The 18,454-nt window shown below is 62.8% G+C and carries 20 protein-coding genes and 1 pseudogene; 15 read left to right on the top strand and 6 right to left on the bottom strand.

Annotation, left to right across the window (positions count from 1 at the left end):
- Positions 1–41: 41 nt before the first annotated feature.
- From ACRHIG_RS08585 to ACRHIG_RS08540, 10 genes are all read left to right on the top strand, one after another.
- Positions 42–1,592 (top strand): class I SAM-dependent methyltransferase, encoded by a 1,551-nt coding sequence (locus ACRHIG_RS08585; RefSeq protein ID WP_489629930.1) that lies wholly within the window; start codon positions 42–44, stop codon positions 1,590–1,592.
- A gap of 129 nt (positions 1,593–1,721) precedes the next feature.
- On the top strand, positions 1,722–2,636 hold the full coding sequence (gene hemF, locus ACRHIG_RS08580) for an oxygen-dependent coproporphyrinogen oxidase (RefSeq protein WP_489629929.1): 915 nt from the start codon (positions 1,722–1,724) through the stop codon (positions 2,634–2,636).
- Positions 2,637–2,680: 44 nt separating this feature from the next.
- Positions 2,681–3,328, top strand: coding sequence for a nicotinate (nicotinamide) nucleotide adenylyltransferase (nadD, locus tag ACRHIG_RS08575; RefSeq protein WP_475416631.1), 648 nt, complete (start codon positions 2,681–2,683; stop codon positions 3,326–3,328).
- Positions 3,329–3,988: a ribosome silencing factor gene (rsfS, locus tag ACRHIG_RS08570; RefSeq protein ID WP_489629928.1), complete on the top strand. Its 660-nt coding sequence runs from the start codon at positions 3,329–3,331 to the stop codon at positions 3,986–3,988.
- A gap of 35 nt (positions 3,989–4,023) precedes the next feature.
- Complete coding sequence (rlmH, locus tag ACRHIG_RS08565) at positions 4,024–4,494, top strand: 23S rRNA (pseudouridine(1915)-N(3))-methyltransferase RlmH (protein ID WP_034747108.1); 471 nt, start codon at positions 4,024–4,026, stop codon at positions 4,492–4,494.
- Between the two features lie 8 nt (positions 4,495–4,502).
- The gene (locus tag ACRHIG_RS08560; protein WP_070224393.1) at positions 4,503–5,123 is read left to right on the top strand and encodes a Maf family protein; all 621 of its coding nucleotides are present in this window, start codon (positions 4,503–4,505) and stop codon (positions 5,121–5,123) included.
- 43 nt (positions 5,124–5,166) lie between these two features.
- Entirely contained in the window at positions 5,167–6,630 is a 1,464-nt protein-coding gene (gene rng, locus ACRHIG_RS08555) for a ribonuclease G (protein ID WP_034747098.1), read from the top strand.
- A 2-nt stretch (positions 6,631–6,632) separates the two neighbouring features.
- Positions 6,633–7,196, top strand: a complete 564-nt coding sequence (locus ACRHIG_RS08550) for an AraC family ligand binding domain-containing protein (protein ID WP_489629927.1) — start codon at positions 6,633–6,635, stop codon at positions 7,194–7,196.
- Positions 7,130–7,408, top strand: coding sequence for a helix-turn-helix transcriptional regulator (locus ACRHIG_RS08545; RefSeq protein WP_489629926.1), 279 nt, complete (start codon positions 7,130–7,132; stop codon positions 7,406–7,408). The genes ACRHIG_RS08550 and ACRHIG_RS08545 overlap by 67 nt, the downstream gene beginning before the upstream one ends.
- A gap of 74 nt (positions 7,409–7,482) precedes the next feature.
- Positions 7,483–8,106 carry a LysE family translocator gene (locus tag ACRHIG_RS08540; RefSeq protein WP_489629925.1) on the top strand — a complete coding sequence of 208 codons (624 nt, stop codon included), beginning with the start codon at positions 7,483–7,485 and terminating at the stop codon, positions 8,104–8,106.
- Here ACRHIG_RS08540 and ACRHIG_RS08535 read toward each other — a convergent pair.
- The 3 genes from ACRHIG_RS08535 to ACRHIG_RS08525 form a co-directional block, all read right to left on the bottom strand.
- The gene (locus ACRHIG_RS08535) at positions 8,082–8,621 is read right to left on the bottom strand and encodes a hypothetical protein (protein WP_475416635.1); all 540 of its coding nucleotides are present in this window, start codon (positions 8,619–8,621) and stop codon (positions 8,082–8,084) included. The genes ACRHIG_RS08540 and ACRHIG_RS08535 overlap by 25 nt on opposite strands.
- Before the next feature lie 64 nt (positions 8,622–8,685).
- Positions 8,686–9,165, bottom strand: a complete 480-nt coding sequence (locus tag ACRHIG_RS08530) for a hypothetical protein (protein ID WP_489629924.1) — start codon at positions 9,163–9,165, stop codon at positions 8,686–8,688.
- A gap of 109 nt (positions 9,166–9,274) precedes the next feature.
- Positions 9,275–10,300, bottom strand: coding sequence for a LacI family DNA-binding transcriptional regulator (locus ACRHIG_RS08525; RefSeq protein WP_475416637.1), 1,026 nt, complete (start codon positions 10,298–10,300; stop codon positions 9,275–9,277).
- Between the two features lie 205 nt (positions 10,301–10,505).
- Here ACRHIG_RS08525 and ACRHIG_RS08520 point away from each other — a divergent pair.
- The 5 genes and pseudogenes from ACRHIG_RS08520 to ACRHIG_RS08500 form a co-directional block, all read left to right on the top strand.
- Positions 10,506–11,744 (top strand): annotated as a pseudogene (locus tag ACRHIG_RS08520) (malic enzyme-like NAD(P)-binding protein); the annotation flags it as partial.
- 253 nt (positions 11,745–11,997) lie between these two features.
- The gene (locus tag ACRHIG_RS08515; RefSeq protein ID WP_489629923.1) at positions 11,998–12,879 is read left to right on the top strand and encodes an O-antigen ligase family protein; all 882 of its coding nucleotides are present in this window, start codon (positions 11,998–12,000) and stop codon (positions 12,877–12,879) included.
- Complete coding sequence (locus ACRHIG_RS08510) at positions 12,879–13,208, top strand: hypothetical protein (protein WP_489629922.1); 330 nt, start codon at positions 12,879–12,881, stop codon at positions 13,206–13,208. The genes ACRHIG_RS08515 and ACRHIG_RS08510 overlap by 1 nt, the downstream gene beginning before the upstream one ends.
- 51 nt (positions 13,209–13,259) lie before the next feature.
- On the top strand, positions 13,260–14,993 hold the full coding sequence (gene msbA, locus ACRHIG_RS08505) for a lipid A export permease/ATP-binding protein MsbA (protein ID WP_475417440.1): 1,734 nt from the start codon (positions 13,260–13,262) through the stop codon (positions 14,991–14,993).
- A 35-nt stretch (positions 14,994–15,028) separates the two neighbouring features.
- Positions 15,029–16,129, top strand: a complete 1,101-nt coding sequence (locus ACRHIG_RS08500; protein WP_475417439.1) for a glycosyltransferase family 9 protein — start codon at positions 15,029–15,031, stop codon at positions 16,127–16,129.
- A gap of 15 nt (positions 16,130–16,144) precedes the next feature.
- On the opposite strand, the gene ACRHIG_RS08495 is transcribed toward ACRHIG_RS08500, so the two are convergent.
- The 3 genes from ACRHIG_RS08495 to ACRHIG_RS08485 are packed head-to-tail and all read right to left on the bottom strand — an operon-like array spanning position 16,145 to position 18,391.
- Positions 16,145–16,753, bottom strand: coding sequence for a response regulator transcription factor (locus tag ACRHIG_RS08495; protein ID WP_489629921.1), 609 nt, complete (start codon positions 16,751–16,753; stop codon positions 16,145–16,147).
- Positions 16,743–18,167, bottom strand: a complete 1,425-nt coding sequence (locus tag ACRHIG_RS08490) for a sensor histidine kinase (RefSeq protein ID WP_489630772.1) — start codon at positions 18,165–18,167, stop codon at positions 16,743–16,745. Before ACRHIG_RS08490 ends, ACRHIG_RS08495 begins: the two co-directional genes overlap by 11 nt.
- A gap of 20 nt (positions 18,168–18,187) precedes the next feature.
- Positions 18,188–18,391, bottom strand: a complete 204-nt coding sequence (locus tag ACRHIG_RS08485; RefSeq protein WP_489629920.1) for a hypothetical protein — start codon at positions 18,389–18,391, stop codon at positions 18,188–18,190.
- Between the last annotated feature and the right edge of the window lie 63 nt (positions 18,392–18,454).

Raw genomic sequence — 18,454 nt, 5'->3', positions numbered from 1 at the left:
ATGATGGCATACTGCCGTTTTGCCACCAATGCGGGGAAGCCATGACCTGGAATGAAGGATACGTGTCGGATATCGAGTACACCAACGGTTTTTACAGCGACCTGAGTCCGCATCACCTCAATTTCAGCTGCATCCTCAACGGCATCGAACCAGTGCCCCTGGATCAACCCTACACCTACTTTGAACTGGGCTTCGGGCGCGGCCAGACGCTCAACGTACTGGCCGCAGCCAACCCCAACGGCCAGTTCTACGGCAACGATTTCAATCCGGCCCATGTCGCCGGCGCACGCGCCCTGGCGGCAAAGGCACAGTTGGGCAATCTGACCCTGCTGGAAAACAGCTTTGAAGAATTGGCCCAGGGCCGCGTGCCCGATCTGCCGCAGTTCGACTTCATTACCTTGCACGGCATCTACACTTGGGTCAACCGGGAGAACCGCCAGCATATCGTCGACTTCATTGCACGCTATCTGAAACCGGGCGGTATCGTTTCACTCAGCTATAACGCCATGCCTGGATGGAGTTCCGCCCTGCCCCTGCAACGCCTGCTGCTGGAGTTTGCCGCCAGCTTCCCCGGCCGCAGCGACTTGCAGATGCAGGCTGGCATCGCCTATGTGCAGCAGTTGCAGAACCTGCAGGCCGGCTACATCACGGCCAATCCCGCACTCGCGCCGCGCCTCAATGCGCTCATCAACAGCGATCCCCATTACAGCGTGCATGAATACCTGAACCAGAACTGGGAACCGCTGTACCACGCCGACGTGATGCGCGATGTGGCGCGCGCCAAGCTCGATTTTGCCGGCTCGTCCGACCTGCCTTTTGCCTTTCCCGAGCTGTATCTGAACGCCGACCAGCAAGCCACCATCGACTTGCTGCCCGACGCGGCCATGCGCGAAACGACGAAGGATTATTTTCTCGACACCAGCTTCCGCAAGGATGTGCTGGTACGCGGCGCGCGGCGCATGGGGACGGTGCGCCAGGCCGAATGCTACGCCGACGTACACCTGGCCATGCTGGTGCCGCGCGCAAAAATGACTTTTACCTTCCAGACCAAGGCCGGCGTCGTGACAGGCAACGAGCAGGTCTACGGCGCCGTCTGCGACGCGCTGGCGAACGGCCCGCATAGCCTGGCCGAATTGGCCGCACTGCCTTCCTTGCCCGGACAGAGCGTGCAAAGCCTGGCGGAGGTGGCGGCCATGCTGGTCACCGGCAGCCAGGTCGTGATGTATTTTCCAAATGAGGCGCAGGGCGACAATGGCGACGCGGCCGCGCACCGCCTGAACCGGGCCACCGGCGCGCAGCTGCGCTACGGCGACGACTACCGCATCCTGTGCTCGCCATTGACAGGCAGCGGTATCGACACGGAATTCATCGACCGGCTGCTGTTTTCGCTGCTGAGCCAGGAGCGCGAGCAGCCGGACCTGGTCACCCTGCAGGCGCAGGCGGCCACCGCCATGGCGCAGTGCGGGCGCCGCCTGCTCAAGGATGGCGCTGCATGCGCAGACGAGGCCGCGCATCAGCAGCTGCTCAACGCCGCCATCGAGGAATTCATGCGGGACGCACTGCCCGTGCTGCAGCAATTGCGCGTGCTGTAGAAGGCGCTGGCCGCGGACGGTGCGCGCGGCCAGCCGCAAAACCACAGCGCCAGCGCCGCCCTATCACAAAAACGCGTAACAGGGTACAATCCGTCCTTACTTTTTATTTCGGCCTCGTCGGCCCACGCGATGTCGTCAACTCCCTCTCCTTCGGCCGTCAAGGCTTATTTGCTCGATTTGCAAAGCCGTATCGTGCAGGCGCTCGAAGCGCAGGACGGCAAGCCCTTCCTGACCGATGCCTGGCAGCGCCCCGAGGGCGGCGGCGGCATTTCGCGGCTGATCGAGGAAGGCAATGTGTTCGAGCGGGGCGGCGTGAATTTTTCGCACGTCACCGGCGCAGCACTGCCGCCATCGGCCGCGGCCGCGCGCCCTGAACTGGGCGGCAAGGCATGGGAAGCGATGGGCGTGTCGCTGGTGCTGCATCCGCGCAATCCCTACGCGCCCACGGTGCACATGAACGTGCGCTTTTTCAGCACCGTGAATACCGATGGCGAACCCGTATGGTGGTTCGGCGGCGGCATGGACTTGACGCCGTATTACGGCGACGCGGGCGACGTGAAGCACTTCCATCAGGTGTGCCATGATGCGCTGGCGCCGTTTGGCGCGGAACTGCATCCGAAGTTCAAGCAGTGGTGCGACGATTACTTCTACCTGAAGCACCGGCGCGAAGCGCGCGGCGCCGGCGGGATCTTCTTCGACGACTTCAACGCTCTGGGTTTTGACGACAGCTTTGCCATGCTGCGCAGCGCGGGCGACGCTTTCATCGACGCCTACGTGCCGATCCTGGCGCGGCGCAAGGACACGCCCTACGGCGAACGCGAACGCGATTTCCAGTGCTACCGGCGCGGACGCTATGTCGAGTTCAACCTGGTCTTCGACCGCGGTACCCTGTTCGGCCTGCAGTCGGGCGGACGCACAGAGGCGATCCTGATGTCGATGCCGCCCGTGGTCAAGTGGCGCTACGACTGGCACCCGGAAGCGGGCAGTCCCGAAGCGGCGTTGTATACCGACTTCCTCGTGCATCGCGACTGGCTGCAGGCGTGACGGAAGTTGGCACGGCGGGTAGTACTGCGGGCAGTACGGCATGCGTGACGCTGCTGGGCGGCAGCTACGATCCGGTGCACATGGGCCACGTCGCGCTGGGCACGCATTTTTCCAGCCTGCTGCACGCCGATGAACTGCGCGTGATTCCGGCCGGCGCGCCCTGGCAAAAGGGTAAGCTGGGCGCCAGCGGCGCGCAGCGCGCCGAGATGGCCAGCCTGGCCTTCGCCGGCCTGCCCCTGCCCGTGGTGATCGACCGCCAGGAAATCGAGCGCAGCGAACATGGCCAGGCCAGCTACACCATCGATACCTTGCGCCAGGTACGCGCCGAGCTGGGACCGCGCGCTTCCATCGTTTTCCTGATGGGCGCCGACCAGCTGCAGCGGCTCGCGACATGGCGCGAATGGCAGCAATTATTTGAATACGCGCATATCTGCGTCGCGGCCCGCCCCGGCTTCGCGCTGAATGACACAGCAGTACCGCAAGTGGTCGCCGATGCATTTTCGCGCCGCCTGGGGTCTCTGGAAAGCATCCGCAACACGCCGCACGGTCTGACTTATCTGGCACAGGACTTCGCGGTGGATATCTCCGCCACCGAAATACGTGCGGCATTACAACGGGGGAATCGGGCAAACCCGCTTGTTTCCCCGCTAGTGCTAGACTATATTGAACAACATAATTTATACAAAAGCTAAATGGACATCAAAAAACTGCAAACCCTCGTCGTTGACGCCCTTGAAGACGTCAAAGGCCAAGACATCGCCGTCTTCGAAACGAGCCACCTGACCAGCCTGTTCGACCGCATCGCGATCGTCTCCGGCACCTCGAACCGTCAAACCAAGGCGCTGGCCGCCTCGGTGCGCGACAAGGTCAAGGACGCCGGCGGCCAAATCATCGGCATGGAAGGCGAGGACACGGGTGAATGGGTGCTGGTCGATCTGGGCGACATGATCGTCCACATCATGCAAGCGCCTATCCGCGCCTACTACCGCCTGGAAGAAATCTGGGGCGACACCCCGGTCAAGCTGGGTGCCGCCAAGCGCGCGCCGAAAAAAGCGGCCGGCGACGAGCCGAAAAAGGTCAGCGGCCATCTGGCGGCAAGCAAGGCCAATGTGGAAGCTGCGCCCGTGATCGAAAAGAAAACGCCAGCGAAGAAAGCCACGGCTGCCACCGCCGCCAAGAAAGCGCCGGCGAAAAAGGCCGCCGTTTCCAAAGCTGTCGGCAAGACCGTGAAAGTCGCGCCTACCAAGACCGAAGCGGCCGCCGTGAAAGCGCTGAAAGCGCTGCCGGAGAAAAAGTACGCGCCCCGCGCGCGGCCAAGCCTGCAGCCGATGCCGCACCGGCAAAAACCGTGATCAAGCGTATCAAAAAAGTCGAAGCGTAAGCGTCGATGCAGCTCATCATCGCTGCGGTCGGCCATAAAATGCCGGCCTGGATAGAGACGGGCTTCGCGGAATACGCGAAGCGCATGCCGCCGGAACTGCGCATCGTGCTGAAAGAAATCAAGCCGGTGGAGCGTTCCGGCAGCAAGACCGCCGCCACGGCGATGGCGCTGGAACGCGAGCGCATCGAAGCCGTCCTGCCCAAGGGCGTGCGCATCATCGCCCTCGACGAACGCGGCAAGGACCTGACCAGCGTCGGGCTGTCGCAGCAGCTGATGGCGTGGCAGCAGGATGGCCGCGACACCGCCTTTTTGATCGGCGGCGCCGACGGCCTCGATCCGCAACTCAAGGCGCGTGCCGAAGGCATGCTGCGCATTTCCAGCATGACCCTGCCGCACGGCGTGGTGCGCGTGATCCTCGCCGAGCAGCTCTATCGCGCCTGGTCGATCACGCAAAACCACCCCTACCACCGCGTCTGAACTCCCCCATGAAAACGGCTGATCACAAGATCTACCTCGCATCCAAAAGCCCGCGCCGGCGCGAACTGCTGCGCCAGATCGGCATCGATTTCGAATTGCTGCTGCTGCGCAGCGACGGCCCGCGCGGCGCCGACGTCACCGAGGAAGTGCTTCCCGGCGAATCGGCGCTCGACTATGTCGCCCGCGTGTCGAATGAAAAAGCCGCCTTCGCCTGGGACCTGGTGCGCCGCCGCCACCTGACCCCGCGCCCCGTGCTGGCGGCCGACACCACCGTCACCATCGACGGCGTCATCCTCGGCAAGCCGGCCGACCGGGCGGAAGCTGTGGCGATGCTGCAGCAGCTGTCGGGCCGCACGCACGAGGTGCTGACCTCGATCGCCGTGCACTACAAGGACTTCGCCGAGCAGCGCACGCAAGTGTCGCAAGTGCGCTTCGGCGTGCTCTCGCCCGCCTCGATCGCCGCCTATTGCGCCACGCCGGAACCGTACGACAAGGCCGGCGGCTACGGCATCCAGGGCAGCGCCGCCCTGTTCGTCGAGCATATCGAAGGCAGCCATTCCGGCATCATGGGTCTGCCCCTGTACGAAACCGCACAATTGCTACGGCTGGCAGGTTTGCCCCTGCCCTGATCCCGGGTATGATGTCATTCGTTGCCTCCACTCCCGCGCCCCCATGAACGAAGACATCCTGATCAATATCACGCCGCAAGAAACGCGCGTCGCCCTCATCCTGCAGGGCGCCGTGCAGGAATTGCACATCGAGCGCACGCTCACGCGCGGCCTGGCCGGCAATGTGTATTCCGGCAAAGTGGTGCGGGTGTTGCCGGGCATGCAGTCGGCCTTCATCGACATCGGCCTGGAACGCGCCGCCTTCCTGCACGTGGCCGACATCTGGGAAGCGCGCGGCCACGACGGCCAGAACGCCACGCCGGCACCGATAGAAAAAATCCTCTTCGACGGCCAGGTACTGACGGTGCAGGTGATCAAGGACCCCATCGGCACCAAGGGCGCGCGGCTGTCGACGCAGATTTCCATCGCCGGGCGCATGCTGGTGTACCTGCCGCAAGACAAGCACATCGGCATCTCGCAGAAAATCGAAAAGGAAGCGGAGCGCGAACAGCTGCGCGTGCGCCTGCAAAGCCTGCTGCCGCCCGATGAAAAAGGCGGCTACATCGTGCGCACCATGGCCGAGGACGCGTCCGACGCTGACCTGAAGGCGGACGTCGACTACCTGAGAAAAACCTGGAGCACGATCACGCACGGCGCGCGCACGCGTCCCGCCACCAGCCTGCTGCACCAGGACTTGAGCCTGGCGCAGCGCGTGCTGCGCGACTTCGTCGGCGATGAAACGGCCACCATCCAGGTCGATTCGCGCGAAAACTATGTCAAGCTGCGCGAATTCGCGGAAATCTACACGCCCAGCGAACTGACGCGCCTGCAGCACTACACGGGCGAGCGCCCCCTGTTCGACCTGTACGGCGTGGAAGAAGAGATTTTGCGCGCGCTGGGCCGCCGCGTGGATTTGAAGTCCGGCGGCTACCTGATCGTCGACCAGACGGAGGCGATGACCACCATCGACGTCAACACGGGCGGCTTTGTGGGCGGGCGCAACTTCGCCGACACCATCTTCAAGACCAACCTGGAAGCGGCGCACGCCATCGCGCGCCAGTTGCGCCTGCGCAACCTGGGCGGCATCATCATCCTCGACTTCATCGACATGGATAACGCCGAGCACCGCAACGCCGTGCTGGCCGAACTGAAACGCACCCTGTCGCGCGACCGCACCAAGGTTTCGGTGAGCAACTTCTCGCCGCTGGGCCTGGTGGAAATGACGCGCAAACGCACGCGCGAATCGCTGGCGCACATCCTGTGCGAACCGTGCCCCGCCTGCGCCGGCAAGGGTCAAGTCAAGACCTCGCGCACGATCTGCTATGAAATCCTGCGCGAACTGCTGCGCGAAGCGAAACAGTTCAACCCGCGCGAATTCCGCATCCTCGCCTCGCAGGAAGTCGTCGATTTATTTTTAGAGGAAGAATCGCAGCACCTGGCCATGCTGGGCGACTTCATCGGCAAGAAAATCTCGCTGCAGGTGGAGAACGCCTACCACCAGGAGCAGTACGACGTCATCCTGATGTAGCCATGCCCGGCACCACCGCCTTCCGGCGCGACCCGGCCTTGCCCCACGTGGAGAGCCGGCGCGCCTGCCACAGCCGGGCGTGCTACAAGCCGCACAGCCATCCCACGTTTTCCATCGGCGCCGTCGATTCTGGCGGCAGCATCTTTACGGGCAGCAAAGACGGCAAGGTGGCCCTCGGCAATGGCAGCCTGGTGCTGGTGCCGGCCGGCTGCGTGCACGCCTGCAATCCCCTGCCTGACGCCGTCTGGAGCTACCAGATGCTGCATCTCGATGCGCAATGGCTGCAAGCCCACGCGCCGGCGCTCGATGGCGACACGGCGACGGTGTTGCACTGCCCGCTGCTGTACGCGCAGTTTTGCGCCATGCATGCACTGCTGTTTTCAACGGCCGGCGCAGCCGAAAAAATGCGGCGCTGCTGGCGTTCCTGGGCGCTTGCGCCAGCACCGAAGCAGACCTGCTGCCCTCGGAACGCAGGCCGGTGCCGCGGCAGCTGGCGCCCGTGCTCGCAACGCTGCAGGCGCAACCCTCGGCCAGCCTGCGGCAACTGGCGGAAGCGGCAGGCCTGAGCCCTTTTCAATTGATCCGCGCCTTTCGCGCCGCCACCGGCATGACGCCGCATGCCTACCAGCTGAACGCGCACGTCAACCGCGCGCGCAGCCGTTTGCAGGCGGGAACGGCGTTGGCGCAGCTGGCGCATGAGCTGGGCTTTGCCGACCAGAGCCACTTCCAGCGCGTCTTTAAGGCCCATGCCGGCATCACGCCGGGTCGCTACCGCTAGCTGCAATTTTATTCAATACACATCGCCAGCACATCCGCATACTCGTCTTCCCATTGTTGACGGAGTCGCGCCTGATGCAGGATTTTCTATTGATCGCCGCCGCCCATTTCCTGGCCTTGCTGTCGCCCGGCCCAGACTTCTTCCTCGTGTCGCGCAGCGCGCTGGCTCACGGCTGGCGCGGCGCCACTGCTGCTTGCGTGGGCATTACGCTGGCCAATGCCGTATTTATCGCGGCGGCGTTTGGAGGCCTATCGGTGCTGCGGACCGGCAGTACGGCGTTCATGGCGGTGCAGTTGGCAGGATGCGCCTATCTGCTTTACCTGGGCTGGCTGTTCTTGCGCCATGCGGGCAAGAGCAGCCTGGCAGCCACGCCGGCGGCAGCCAGGGAAAACTGGCGCGGCGGCGTTTTGATGGGATTCATGTCCGCCATCCTGAATCCGAAGAATGCGCTGTTCTACGTCAGCCTCGCCACCGTGCTGGCCGCCAGGCAGACGAGCCCCGCTGCGATGGCGGCGTATGGCGCGTGGATGGTCTTTGCCGTGCTGGCGTGGGATATGACCGTGGCGCTGGCCATCGGCAGCACCGCCCTGCGGCAGCGCTTTGCGCGCGCGCTGCCGTTGCTGGAACGGCTGTCGGGCGTGATGCTGATCGTGCTGGCGGTGGTGCTGCTGGTTCAGGCCGGCAGCGGGTCCAGGTAAAACACGGCATACACTTTCAGCGGCGACGTTTCCGTCGCTTTTTCCGAGCGCACGACGGCGCAGTCGTCGGCGGCCAGGCTGCGCCAGTTCTGGATGCCGGCCTTGGCGAACATGGCGTGCGCGGGGGCATTCGCGGCCAGGTCCAGCACCAGGCAGGCGTTGCGCGGGCCGGCGCCGTAGTTGACGGCGCGGATCTCGATGCCGAAGGTCGTCATCCACGGTTCCCACAAGCCTTTTTCCTTGCCGGCAGCCATGCGCTCGAGCATCTCGCCAAAGCTCAAGCCTTTCTTGACGGTATCGCGCAGTGCTTGCAACGACGGCGCCAGGCGAGGATCGGGCTGCTTGTTGCCGGCGCGGATCTCGGCGATCGCCTTCAATTCCTTGATGATGGCCGCATCGCGCTCCGTGTAGTCGCGCATGCGCGCGTAAAACTCGGCGTCCAGGAAGGGATTGACGGTCAGCTTGGCGACGCCCTCTTCGCGGCGTTTCGGGGAAGGCGTGTTGGTTTTGGTCATGGCGATAGAGGGCAAAATACGTTGAGGGGCGCCAGTTTAACATCATGGCGCGTCGGCGGCGGCGTTAGCGCCGCTTTAATGTTGCGCCTGGCGGGTGCGGGGCGGGCGCTGCGATGCGCGCGCCAGGCCGCATGAAGTCGCGCCGCGGCCCGAACAGAAAGACGGCGCCCGCATACAGTCCCGCCAAGGGGAAGCGCACCTCCCTGAGCAACTGGTGGAAAATGGCGATCGATTGCGCGCGGGTGACGGGAATGTCGGCGCGCCACTGGCACAGCACGTCATGCACGAGGCTGGCGTGATAGGTGGCCGGCAAACCCAGGTGCTGCGCGCCATCGGGCGTCCCCACGTAAAACAGGCCGAGCACGCTGATACAGGGCGAACAGCCATCCCAGGCATAGCCGGCGCGGATGCGGATCGCCGATTCGCGGATAGTAACCCACTCGTTTTCAAATTCAATGCCTTCGAGTAGCGGCGAGCAATAGCCATAGTCGCTGCCCAGCGCATAGCGCCAGGCGTTGCCGGGCATGCCGAAATTCTTCGGCATCAGCGGCCTCCCTGCTGTGCTTGCTTTGCTCTCGTCTGCATGGCGCGGCCTTGACAATTATCAATATCAAGATTTAAACATATTCGGACGAAAGAAGGGCAAGAAGGTGTCAGGCGCGCGGCGCGGCCGTCGATTCGCGCACCACCAGTTCGGGTTTCAGGCGCACGTCGAGCACCGGGGAATCGGGCGCGGCGATGGTTTGCAGGATCAGCCGGGCCGCTTCCGTGCCGATGCCGTGGTGGCGGATGCGGATGGTGGTCAGGGGCGGACGGATCATGTCCATATACGGCATGTCGTTGTGGCCCACCACGGAAATATCCGCGGGGCAGTTCAAGCCCAGTTCGCGGATGGCGTCGTAGCAGCCGAGGGCAACCAGGTCGCTGCCCGTCACCACGGCCGTCGTTTGCGGCGACTGGCGCAGCAGTTCCAGCAGGGCCGCCTTGCCGCATTCGCGCGAATAGCCGCTGCTTTCAAAAACGAACGCTTGCGAGGGAGCGAGTTCGCTGGCCTGGATGGCGGCAAGGAAACCGAGGCGGCGCACGTGGCCCGTGGACAGGTTTTCCGGACCGGCGATGTGCGCGATATGGCGGTGGCCCAGCGCCAGCAGGTGTTCCACGGCCAGACGCATGCCGACCACGTCGTCGCTGACGACGCAGGAAGCGACGCCCGTCTCGTCGCTGCGATTGACGGTAACCACCGGCACGTTCTGGTCGATGCACATCTTGATGACGGGATCGTCGCGCCGTGCGGTAGCCAAAATCAGGCCATCGACCTGCTGCCCCAGCAGGCGGTTGATGACGAACAGCTGCTCTTCCTCGTCGGCGCCCACGTTGGCGACGATGGCCAGGTAGCCATGCTTGCGCAAGCCTTCTTCGATGCCCAGCAAAATCGGCGGGAAAACAGCGTTGGTGATGTCGGGCAAGACCACGCCGATGATGCGCGACTTGCGCGTGACGAGGGTGGAAGCGGCGCGGTTGGGGCGGTAGCCGAGGCGGCCCGCTTCGGCCAGCACGCGCGCGGCCACCTCGGCGCTGACCATTTGCCGCGTTGCCGGGTTCATCACGCGCGACACGGTGGAAAAGTGCACGCCGCTGGCCCGCGCGACGTCGCTTAAGGTGGGGTTCTTGTTTGTCATGGGCTTCCCGGATCGCAATACCGTGATTTTATCGCAAAATTCCCCTTTTCGTCAAAAACCGAGCAAACGCTTGCATTGAAATAAAGCCGTTGTCCAAAGCGGTTTTGAGACTCTTAAGTACATTCCAGCCTTGACAGCGTGCAAACGCTTGCATACCATGGCTCGGACTTACCACTCGGGCCTGGTTGCCCTTCCCAGAATTCCTATGTCTACTTCCCACAGCAAGCACGCCGAACAGAACGGCGAAACCTTCAACCTGAAAGAAGCCGCCCTCGCCTATCACGCACAGCCCCGTGCAGGCAAGATTTCCGTCACGCCAACCAAACCGCTGGGCGATGCCCGCGCCCTGACCCTGGCGTATTCGCCGGGCGTGGCCTTCGCCTGCGAAGCCATCGTGGAAGATCCGCGCACGGCCGGCACCTACACGTCGCGCAGCAACCTGGTGGCCGTGATCACCAACGGCACCGCCGTGCTGGGCCTGGGCGATATCGGCCCGCTGGCCAGCAAACCGGTGATGGAAGGCAAGGCTTGCCTGTTCAAGCAGTTCGCCGACGTCGATGTGTTCGACATCGAACTGGCCGAGAACGATCCCGACCTGTTCATCGACACCGTGGTGCGCATGGAGCCGACCTTCGGCGGCATCAACCTGGAAGACATCAAGGCGCCCGACTGCTTCTACATCGAACAGCAATTGCGCAAGCGCATGAACATTCCCGTCTTCCACGACGATCAGCACGGCACGGCCATCATCGTCGCGGCCGGCATCCTGAACGGCCTGGAACTGGTGGGCAAGGATATCGGCAACGTCAAGGTGGCCGTCTCGGGTGCCGGCGCGGCATCGATCGCCTGCCTGGACCTGCTCGTCTCGCTGGGCCTGAACAAGTCGCTGCTGAAGGTCTGCGACAGCCAGGGCGTGATCTACCCGGGCCGCGATGCCAGCATGGAAGAGAACAAGGCGCGCTACGCGAACGATACGAGCGACCGCGACCTGGCCGACGCCATGGTCGGCGCCGACATCTTCATCGGCGTCTCGAAGGGCGGCGTGGTGAGCGCGCAGATGGTCGAATCGATGGCCGCCAAGCCTTTGATCTTCGCCCTGGCCAATCCGCATCCGGAAATCGCCCCGGAAAAAGTGCATGCCGTGCGCGACGACGCCATCGTCGCCACGGGCCGCTCGGACTACCCGAACCAGATCAACAACGTGCTGTGCTTCCCGTACATCTTCCGCGGCGCGCTCGACGTGGGCGCCACCACCATCAACGAAGAAATGAAGCTGGCCTGCGTGCGCGCCATCGCCGCACTGGCCAAAGAACCGCTGCCAGGCCACGAAAGCAGCGCGCTGACGCCGCTGCAACTGATTCCGTCGCCATTCGACGAGCGCCTGCGCAGCTGGGTCGCGCCTGCCGTGTCGCAAGCGGCGATTGCCACCGGCGTGGCCACGCGCGTGCCGGCCATCGCCTGATACGCATGACAGGCCTTGCGGCCTTGGCAAATTAACGGCAAGTTACCATTGCTTACAAAAAAACCATGGCTGAAAACCATGGTTTTTTTCATTCTTCCCCTTGAGACCGCTCATATAGTTATCGAAGAGTAAATTCTCCGTCAGCGTTTTTGCAAGCACCTTCGATTACAATGACGCCTACTTTATGTTGCTACAGTTGCCATCATGGCGACGACGTGCGTTACCAAGGATATTCATGCTCGGCCTGACCTCTGTTTGTGTTTTTCTCTTTTCGGCATTGGCGCTGGCTGTCAACAGTGGTTACTCCCTTGGCGCACTGGTTCTGCTATTGGCCAGCGGCTCCTTATTGTGGAGACGTGCCAGCCTGGCTCTACAGCGTCAGGACTATCTGCTGATCGGTGTCCTACTGGCGTATTTCCTGATCTTTACCGCCAATATGCTGTACCACGGCGATCCTCCGCGCGAATTCGACATGCCCCTACGCGCCCTGCTGGCGATCCCGGTGCTGCTGTTGCTGCTGGCTTACCCACCACGGCCGATGTTCTGGTGGGCCGGCTTGTCCGTCGGCGCTATTGCCGGCGCAGCGTATGCCTTGATGCAATTTGTTCCTGACAGCCTGATTCGTCCGCAAGCGGCCACCAGCAACCCCATTCATTATGGCAATGTCAGCATGCTACTGGGCATACTGGCGCTCTGCGGACTCGACTGGGCGCGCACGCAGGCGCACCGTTATGCCTGGAGTGGCCTGTTGCTGACGGGATGCCTTGCCGGCATCGTCGGTTCAGTCATCAGTGGTAGCCGCGGAGGCTGGCTGGCTTTGCCCGTCTGCCTCATCATCATGGCGATACATCACGCCAAAAACCACGGCCGCCGTCATTTGGCCGTCACCCTGTCGCTACTGTTTGTCCTCGTGAGCCTGGCCTATGCCATTCCGCATTCGCCGGTACAGCAGCGTGTGGCCACGGTCATCTCCGAATTGCAAAAATACAAGAATGACGGAGATGTCAGCACTTCAGTTGGCCAGCGGCTGGTGATGTGGGATACCGCGACAGAGCTCGTAAAAGAGCATCCATGGCTGGGCATGGGCCGTTCCGGCTATCTGCAACAGAAAAAATAATGCTGGCGGAAGGGAAAATTAGCAAACTCGTCAGTGACTATACGAATGCTCATAGCGATTACCTGGATGTCCTGGTCAAGCGCGGCATCACTGGCGTGCTGGCACTGCTGGCTCTGCTCCTGCTGCCCTTGGCCCTGTTTGCACGCACATCGCACCGCGGTCCTGCCGGCGCCAGGCCGTTTGCTCTGGCAGGCATGCTACTGTGCACTTGCTATATGATTTTTGGCCTGACAACGAGTTCGCTCACCCTGAATATCGGCATCATCATGCTGGTCTTCCCGATGGTGATACTGTGGGCCCTGTTGCGCCAGCAAGAGCGTATCGCTTGAGCTCGTCTTCCGCCTGACCGTTTTTGCTGTCCCCTGCAAGGAACCATACCGATGCTCACGCCCGACCTGAAGCGCCTCACCGCGCTGCATGCGCCCTACAAGAAACACCTGGCCCTGGCCCTGCTGGCGATGGTCGTCACGGCGGGCACGGAACCGCTGCTGCCATATGCGCTCAAGTTACTGCTCGACAATGGCTTCGGCGGCAAGGTCGCATTTTCCTACTGGCTGGTGCCGCTGATCGTCATCGGCATCTTTGCCATCCGCGGCGCCTCGACGTTTGCCAGCAGTTACCTGATGAGCTATGTCTCCACGCGCATCCTCAACGAATTGCGGCGCCGGATGTTTGCCAGCATGCTCAACCTGCCCATCGACTTCTACAACACACACACGGTGGGCAAGGTCATCAACTCCATCATGTTCGAAGTGCAGCAGATCATCGAGATGGTGACCAAGGTGTTTACTTCGATCGTGCGCTCCTCGCTGACCGTGCTGGGCTTGCTGGCCTGGCTGCTGTACCTGAACTGGGCACTGACCCTGGTCACCCTGGTGCTGCTGCCCGTGCTGACCATCGTCGTGCGCACCACGGGCAAGCGCCTGAAAAAACTCAACCGCGACTCGCTGGCCGTCAACGCCGAACTGACCCAGGTCATCGAGGAAACCACGCGCGCCCAGCAGGTGATCAAGATCTTCGGCGGACAGCAGTACGAGAAGGCGCGGTTCGAAGAGCGCGCCGAGCAATTGCGCCGCTACAGCATGCGCATGACCACCACCTTTTCCGCCACCGTGCCCATCACGCAGGTGATCACCGCCGCCGCTGTGGCCCTGGTCATCGTGATGGCCCTGTTCCAGTCGGAGCAGGGGCAAATCACGGTGGGCGGCTTCGTTTCCTTCATCACGGCCATGCTGATGCTGCTGACGCCCCTGAAACAACTGGCTGAAGTCAACGGCCCCCTGCAGCGCGGGATGGCCGCCGCCGAAGAGGTCTTTTTACTGATCGACAAGACGCCGGAACGTACGGGCGGCAAGCCGCTGGCGGGCCGCAGCAAAGGCCGCATCGAATTCAAGGATGTCAGCTTTGCCTACCCCGGGCACCAGGAACTGGCCCTGCAGCACATCGATCTGCGCATCGCGCCAGGCCAAACGGTCGCCTTTGTCGGCATGTCCGGCGGCGGCAAGTCCACCCTGGTCAGCCTGCTGCCCGGCTTTTATTCGGTCAGCAGCGGTGAAATCTTGCTCGATGGGCAGAATATTGACGACATCGCCCTGACCAGCCTGCGCAGCCAGATCGCCATGGTCAGCCAGCAGGTGGTGTTGTTCGACGATACCCTGGCCGCCAACATCGCGTATGGCGATGCGGCCCCGGACCGGCAGCGCGTCGAGGCGGCCGCGGCGGCCGCCTTCCTGTCGGACGTCATCGACGGCTTGCCCGACGGCCTGGAAACGCGCCTGGGCGACAACGGCTCGCGCCTGTCCGGCGGCCAGCGCCAGCGCGTGGCCATCGCCCGCGCGATCTACAAGGATGCGCCCATCCTGATCCTCGATGAAGCCACCTCGGCACTGGACACGGAGGCGGAGCGGGCCGTGCAAGCGGCGCTGGAGCACCTGATGCAAGGCAGAACGACATTAGTTATTGCTCATCGACTATCAACAATTGAACGTGCGGACCGTATCGTGGTATTGTCGCATGGGAAAATAATGGAAACCGGCAGTCACCAGCAATTATTGGATGCCGACGGCGCGTATGCCAACCTGCATCGCCTGCAATTTTCCCAACAAGTGGTATGACGCCATCGAATGAATACCTGAAATCGCACTGATACATGACGCCTTTGATTCCCGCCGAACTTCTGCAAAAGTCGGAAAAAATTCTGTTCATCGCCCATCTGGCGCTGGGAGACTTTACCTACCTGCAAAACGGTTTCCGCGCCTTTGCCGCGGCCTACCCCCATCTCCAGATCCACCTGTGGGTCGACGAAGTACGGCGCACGTCCGACGCCAAACAATGGGAAAGCTTGCGCACCTATTCGCTGTACGACTGGGTAGAGCAGTCGGGTTTGTTTTCCAAGGTTTACCGCAAGACCTACAGCCCGGCGCTATACGAAGAGTCACTGCGCGAGGCGAAGGCGGAGCACTATCCTGTCGTCGTGTCGCTGGCCCACGTACGGCCACAACAATATGCGGACCTTGCCCGCGCGATCAGCCCGCACGGGCTGGTGATCGGCACGCGCAAGCCGTTCAGCCCGCTACGCCCCTGGCATTACCTGGCCTACCGCAAGATCGATGCCGTGCTGGCCTCGTATGCGGGACAGGATGCCGGCGAACACCATATCAGCAGCGTGTATGCGGACTGGTTCCATCAATTGACGGGACTCGATATTCCCGTGGCCGAACGCTACCCCTTCGTGCACATTCCCGAACACGCATTGCAGCAGGCGCAGGAGCAACTGGCTGCCTGGGGCTTTGCCCCGCGCCAGGGTCCGCTCGTGCTATTGAATCCATTTGCCAAGTCGCACAAGCGCGGCTGGCCGCTGGAACGCATTGCCGAGCTGATCGCGCGCATGCAGGCGATGCCGAAATGGCAGCATGCCTGCTTCCTGATCAATGCAATGCCGCAGGAACTGGCCAGGGTGGATGCCGTCGTGCGGGCGCACAACTTGCCGCGCACGCAAGCCTTCAGTGCCGTCGACAACTTTTTCCAGCTGCCGGCCATGCTGGCGCAATGCGACCTGATTATTTCAGTGGAAACATCGATCATGCATCTGGCGAACGCCGTGCATGTGCCCGTGGTGGCATTGATGCGCAAGAAAAATCCCGAATGGGCACCCTTCGACAGCGCCAACAGCACCGTCATCACGGTGGCGCGGCGCAGCGACTGGGTCAAGGCGATTTCAAGCGATCAGGTACTGAAGGCCATCGCCTAGAGGGCTCTGCCGCGGCTAGCCGGTGCCCAGCATGCTGATGCGCACCAGGTCGGCCACATTATCGACACCCAGCTTGTCCATCAGGCGCGCCTTGTGCACTTCCACGGTGCGCACGGAAATACCCAGCGCCGGGGCGATGTCGCGGTTGTGCTGGCCCGTCACCACCAGATGCATCACTTCGCGCTCGCGCGGCGTCAGGGCGCGCAGCAAGGCCAGCCCTTCCACTTGGCGCTGCAACTGGCCGCGCGCATGCGCCTCGCGCGAAAACGCTTCATCGATGGCGGCCAGCAGCTTGTCGTGGTCAAATGGTTTTTCCAGGAAATCGCTGGCCTGCGCCTTGAATGCCTGGCGTGCCAGCGCCACGTCGCCGTGCCCCGTGATGATGATGATGGGCAGCATGCAGTTGAGCTCCAGCAGGCGGCGCTGCAGGCTCAGGCCATCCATGCCCGACATGCGGATATCGATCAGCAGACAACCGGCCCACTCGGGCCGCCAGCTGTGCAGGAAATCCTCGCCGCAGGAAAACAGCGCCGTGCGGTAGCCGCGTATGCCCAACAGCAAACCCAGCGCATCGCGCACGGCGGGATCGTCGTCCACGATAAACACCGTCAAATTACTTGTCACCATACTCTCCCTTGGCGGCTGCACCGGCGTGCGCCAGGGGCAGGATAAAACGAAAAATACCATGCTTGCCCACTTCGGCCCATAGCTGGCCGCCATGCGCTTCGACGATGCTGCGGCTGAGCACGAGCCCCAGCCCCAGGCCGCTGGCCTTGGTCGAGACGAACGGTTCGAACAGGCGTGCGGCCAGGCTATTGGAAATACCGGGCCCGCTGTCTTCCACGGACAGGCGCAGCCGGCCGCCCTCGAGCGGCTCGGCCGACACCGTGATGCGGCGCTGGCCGCGCGGCTGGCCCATCACCGCATCCTGTGCATTGGCCAGCAAGTTACGCAGCACCAGCTCGATTTGCAGGCGGTCCGCGTTGACGGCCAGCGGCGACGGCGGCGCCAGCACCAGCTCGATGCCATGCTCATGGAACAGCGGCGTGAACTGGCGCGCCAAGCCCGCGATCAAGGCGCTCGCCTGCACCGCCTCGAGCTGCATCGCGCCGGTACGGAAAAAATCGCGCAGGCGGCGCACCACGTCCGCGGCGCGTCCCGATTCAACGATCATGTGCCCGATGGCGCCCCGCAGCAAGGCGCCGTTCTCGCCCCGTTCCAGCAGGTATTCGCACGCCTTGCCATAGGTCGACAAGGCCGTCAGCGGCTGGTTCAGCTCATGCGCCAGGGCGGCCGCCATTTCGCCGGCGGCCGCCAGGCGCATCGTGTGCTTCAGTTCGTCGGCCACCTGGCGCATTTCATCGACGACGATGCCGATAAAAAAGCCCACCAGCGCCAGCACGGCGTCGAGCAATTGCAATTCATAAAACTGGATATCGACCGCATGCGTCCATTTCACCAGGGTGATGATGCATAGCTGCAATACAAATACGGCCAGCACAGCGCCATGCAAGCCCTGGCGCGAGGCGGCCCAGATTACGGGGAGAAACAGGAAATAGAAATGCTTGTATTCCGAACGCACGATGGAACCGAAGAGGCTCCACAGCACGAAACTGGCCAGCGCCAGGTAAGCCAGGGTTTCCCAGCGCCAGACGGCGGCCCGCAGGCGCTCACGCCCGCGCTCGCTGAACAGCACCCAGATCAGCGGCATCGACACCAGCATGCCGACCGTATCGCCGATGCCGAAACGCCAGACTGCCGTGCCCCATTCGCTGGCCGGGATGCGCCCCGTCAGCGACAGCAAGGAAATATAGCCGAGCGCATTGAGCACGGTGCCAAGCAGCACGATGAGGACCCAGGCGCTCAGGCGGCGCCGGTTGTCGAAGATGTCGCTGCTGCTGAAACTGCGGCGCAAGACGGCGCCGATGCCGCCATAGCCGAGCACCAGCCACGCCGAACAGAGCAAGGTCAGGGGCAGGCCTGCCGGCATGCCGCGCACCAGCACCTCGCCGGCCACCAGGGCGATGAACCATGGCAGCGCCGCCTTGCGTCCATGGATCAGCCAAAATACCAGGCCCAGCGCGGGATCGGGGTTCCAGGGGTGATGTTCAGCCCGTACATCGGGTCGATATAGGTCGCCCAGTCAAACAGCAGGTACAGGCCGACAAAGGCGGGGTACGGCAGGTAGCGGGACAGGAATGGGCGCATAACGGTGTTTTTTAACTGTCTTGCATTATGCATCGCAAGCGTGCGCCACGCCATGCCATCTTGCGTTATAGGCACATGAAATAATCTTCATGCAATATCGCAAGGCACGCCAGCGCG

The sequence above is a fragment of the Janthinobacterium sp. C22 genome, from assembly GCF_057919405.1.
This window is presented reverse-complemented; position numbering and strand designations above follow the sequence as displayed.